This is a genomic window from Saccharopolyspora sp. (genome assembly GCF_017434145.1).
Classification (GTDB): domain Bacteria; phylum Actinomycetota; class Actinomycetes; order Mycobacteriales; family Pseudonocardiaceae; genus Saccharopolyspora_C; species Saccharopolyspora_C galaxeae.
The window spans coordinates 1-4,091 of record NZ_JAFRFW010000693.1 but is presented as its reverse complement, the minus strand read 5'-3'; the positions used below and the strand labels follow the sequence as shown (position 1 = coordinate 4,091).

At 71.4% G+C, this 4,091-nt stretch carries 4 protein-coding genes and 1 pseudogene; all 5 read right to left on the bottom strand.

What is annotated here, in order from left to right:
- The coding region (locus tag IJH84_RS18965; RefSeq protein WP_295146910.1) for a hypothetical protein at window positions 1-182 on the bottom strand (182 nt) is incomplete at its 3' end.
- 164 nt (window positions 183-346) lie between these two features.
- Complete coding sequence (locus IJH84_RS18960; RefSeq protein ID WP_295146907.1) at window positions 347-1,228, bottom strand: DUF5336 domain-containing protein; 882 nt, start codon at window positions 1,226-1,228, stop codon at window positions 347-349.
- Window positions 1,229-1,597: 369 nt separating this feature from the next.
- Window positions 1,598-2,482 carry a succinate--CoA ligase subunit alpha gene (sucD, locus tag IJH84_RS18955; protein WP_295146913.1) on the bottom strand — a complete coding sequence of 295 codons (885 nt, stop codon included), beginning with the start codon at window positions 2,480-2,482 and terminating at the stop codon, window positions 1,598-1,600.
- A 5-nt stretch (window positions 2,483-2,487) separates the two neighbouring features.
- Window positions 2,488-3,657, bottom strand: a complete 1,170-nt coding sequence (gene sucC, locus IJH84_RS18950; protein ID WP_295146904.1) for an ADP-forming succinate--CoA ligase subunit beta — start codon at window positions 3,655-3,657, stop codon at window positions 2,488-2,490.
- Between the two features lie 200 nt (window positions 3,658-3,857).
- Window positions 3,858-4,091: pseudogene (locus IJH84_RS18945) on the bottom strand (hypothetical protein); the annotation flags it as partial.

Below are 4,091 nucleotides of genomic sequence, written 5' to 3'. Positions count from 1 at the left end.
GACCGCGCTCCGCTCGCGGTGCTCACCGCGAGCGCCAGCAGCGCAGCGGCCAAGGCGTAGCCCAACGCGACCGAGCCCGCCGCGACGGCGGCGAACCACCGAAGCGGGGCGGGCGCGCGCTCGGGTTCGGCCACGGGATCGCGCGGCGAGACCGGTTCCTGGAGCGACTCGATCAAGGGCATGGGCCGAATGTCGCACCGGGACGCGGAGGACCGGCCCGTGACTCGCCGCGGCGTCCGCCCATCGAGCGATCAGGAACACGGAGGGTTCTCAGCGCGCAGCTTCGCGCCCGAACGCGCGAAAGGCGCCGCCCGCACGATGCGGACGGCGCCCCAGGAACTTCCGATCAGCTCTCGCGGCCCGGATACGGCATCTGCCGCGTCCCATCCGGACCGTCCACCGGCTGCTGCGGGCCGGACTGCGACGCCTGCGGGCCGGACTGCGAAACCTGCTGCGTGCCCGCATCGCCGGGCGCGGCCGAGAACCCGCCGGACGGGGCCTGCGACTCCGCGCCGAACGGCTGCCCGGACGTGCCCGGACCGCCGTAGCCCGCCGCGTTCTGCGGTCCGCCGGGGTAACCGGCAGGCACGTGCCCCTGCGCGCCGAACGGCTGCCCGCCCTGCGGCGGTCCCCACGGCGGTTGCGCGGGCTGCGGCTGCGCGTACTGCGGACCGGAGTGCTGGCCGAATCCCTGCGGCTTCGGGCCGGGCTGCGCGCCGGCCGGCGGGAACGGCCCGGAGCCGGGCCCCTGCGGATGCGGCGGCTGCGAACTCGGCGAACGCCCCGGCCGCGGCCCGGAGGAGACCACCCCGGCGCCGGTCAGCACCAGTGCGCCCACCGCGGCGAGCTGCACCAAAGACATGATCAGCAGCACGATCCCGACACCGCCCGCGGTGCCGGTGACCACGCTCTGCAGCACCGCCAGCGTCCCGTAGAGCGCCAGCGGACCGGCCGCGACCAGCGTGTCCGGCATCTTCGGCAGCACCTTCAGCCCGGCCAGCCCGGCGGCCACGACGATCGCGAGCCCCGGAGTGCTCACGATCAGCCCGGACGTGGCCTGGTCGAAGAACCCGAGGACGTAGGCGACGAGCCCCGCACCGGCCGCCACCAGCGGCAGCACGGAACTCAGCTCGGTACCGCCGTCCTGACCCGGCGCATCGGGACGAGGAGACCCTGCGTGCGGAGGTGCCGGCTGGTTGGGCGGGGGCGCACCGTAGGGATTGGACATGGTCGAAGAACTCCTCCTCGCCGAGGGTCGGGAGAACGCGCACGCTCGCCCGGGTGAGGTGACACGTGAAACGGTATCGGACCGTGACCGGACCCCCGAACCGGTCCGCCTCCGGCACCCGCAGGCGCACCGCGCCGGGAGCCCGCCCGCTCACCTCGGTCTGCGCCGACCACCGGCGCGCGACCCGAGCGCGCCACCCCGCTGCCGCGGCGACCGTTACCCGCGGTTGGCAACTGTGGAGAACTTCACGACATCCGCGGGACGAGGCCGCGAAAACGGGGGCCGGGTTCCCGCGGGAACCCGGCCCCCGTGCAGCTCCGGACGAGCTCAGCAGGTCTTCGACCCGGACGAACTCAGTCCCGGACGAACTCAGCCCCGGACGATCTCGCGCATCAGGTTCGCGGTCTCGCTCGGAGTCTTGCCGACCTTCACGCCCGCGGCCTCGAGGGCTTCCTTCTTCGCCGCGGCCGTGCCGGACGAACCGGACACGATGGCGCCCGCGTGGCCCATCGTCTTGCCCTCCGGCGCGGTGAACCCGGCGACGTAGCCCACCACCGGCTTGGTGATGTTGGCCTTGACGAACTCGGCGGCCCGCTCCTCGGCGTCGCCGCCGATCTCACCGATCATCACGATCGCCTCGGTCTCCGGGTCGTCCTGGAACGCCTGGAGCGCGTCGATGTGCGTGGTGCCGATGATCGGGTCGCCGCCGATGCCCACGGCGGTGGAGAAACCGATGTCGCGCAGCTCGTACATCATCTGGTACGTCAGCGTGCCCGACTTGGACACCAGCCCGATCTTGCCGGGCCCGGTGATGTCGGCCGGGATGATGCCGGAGTTGGACTTGCCGGGCGAGATCACGCCGGGGCAGTTCGGCCCGACGATGCGGGTCTTGTTGCCGGTCGCGTTGGCGTGCGCCCAGAAGTACGCCGCGTCGTGCACCGGGATGCCCTCGGTGATCACCACGGCCAGCGGGATCTCGGCGTCGATGGCCTCGACCACCGCGTCCTTGGCGAACTTCGGCGGCACGAACACCACCGACACGTCGGCGCCGGTCTCCTTCATCGCCTCGCCGACCGAGCCGAACACGCTCAGCTGCTTGCCCTCGATCTCGACGGTCTGCCCGGCCTTGCGGGCGTTGACGCCGCCGACGATGTTGGTGCCGGACTTGAGCATCCGGGCGGTGTGCTTGGTGCCCTCGGACCCGGTGATGCCCTGGACGATGACCTTGCTGTCGTCGTTGAGGAAGATAGCCATCGCGCTCACGCCCCCGCAGCAGCGAGTTCGGCGGCCTTGTCGGCCGCGCCGTCCATGGTGTCCACCAGCGTCACCAGCGGGTGGTTGGCCTCGGCCAGGATCCGCCTGCCTTCCTCGACGTTGTTGCCGTCGAGGCGCACGACCAGCGGCTTGGTCGCCTCGTCGCCGAGCATCTTCAGCGCCTGCACGATGCCGTTGGCCACGGCGTCGCAGGCGGTGATGCCGCCGAAGACGTTGACGAACACCGACTTCACGTCGCTGTCGCCGAGGATGACGTCCAGCCCGGCCGCCATCACCTCGGCGGAAGCGCCGCCGCCGATGTCCAGGAAGTTCGCCGGCTTGACGCTGTTGTGCGCCTCGCCCGCGTAGGCGACGACGTCCAGCGTGGACATGACCAGCCCGGCGCCGTTGCCGATGATGCCGACCTCACCGTCGAGCTTGACGTAGTTGAGGTCCTTGGCCTTGGCCTTGGCCTCCAGCGGGTCCTCGGCGTCCTTGTCGACCAGGTCGGCCTGCTTGGCCTGCCGGAACGCGGCGTTCTCGTCCAGCGTGACCTTGCCGTCCAGCGCGATGACCTTGCCCTGCGGGTCCTTGACCAGCGGGTTGATCTCCACCAGCATGGCGTCCTCGGCCACGAAGGTCTCCCACAGCTGCACGATCACGTCGACGACCTGGTCGGCGATCTCGGCGGGGAACTTCGCGGCGTCGACGATCTCGCGGGCCTTGGCCGCGTCCACGCCCTGGATCGGGTCGATCGGGATGCGCGCCAGTGCTTCCGGCTTGGTCGCCGCGACTTCCTCGATCTCCATCCCACCCTCGACCGAGGCCATCGCCAGGAAGTTCCGGTTGGCGCGGTCGAGCAGGAAGGAGAAGTAGTACTCGTCGGCGATGTCCGAGGCGCTCGTGACCAGCACTCGCCGCGTCACGTGGCCCTTGATGTCCAGGCCGAGGATCGCCTCGGCCTTGGGCTTGGCCTCATCGGCGTTCTCGGCGAGCTTGACGCCGCCTGCCTTGCCCCGGCCCCCGGTCTTGACCTGGGCCTTGATCACCACGGGCCCGCCGAGCTGCTCGGCGGCTGCCTTGGCCCCATCGGGATCTACGGCCACGGAACCGGGCAGCGTCGGCACTCCGTGGGCAGCGAAGATTTCCTTCGCCTGGTACTCGTACAGGTCCACTCGACTCTCCTGCGACGTCGGTGTCGGACGCGGCGACGATATCGACCTGCGAGGAAGCCCGGTGCGGCGCACCCGGTGAACTGGCTCACCCGAGCAGGCGCGTAGCCGCAGGTGAATGCATCCAGCACCGGGTGGGCACGGGTCCGGAACCGCCCTGACGTGACGAACGGAACAGGCGCGACACCTCCGGCGGAGGCGCGTCAGCGACGTGCCGCGAACCCGGCGGTCACCGCGATGGCGAGCACGGCGGCGATCGCGAACCACAGCCCGAGCCCGGGAGCCGCGCCCTCGAACCGCCCGGAGGTGATCGGGAACTCCAGCACCCGCACCGACATGACCAGCGCCGCACCGCCCAGCAGTGCCACCGCGCGCGGTGGACGGCAGCGCGGTGCCAGCACCAGTGCGGCCAGCGCGGCGGCACCGGTCGCGATCAG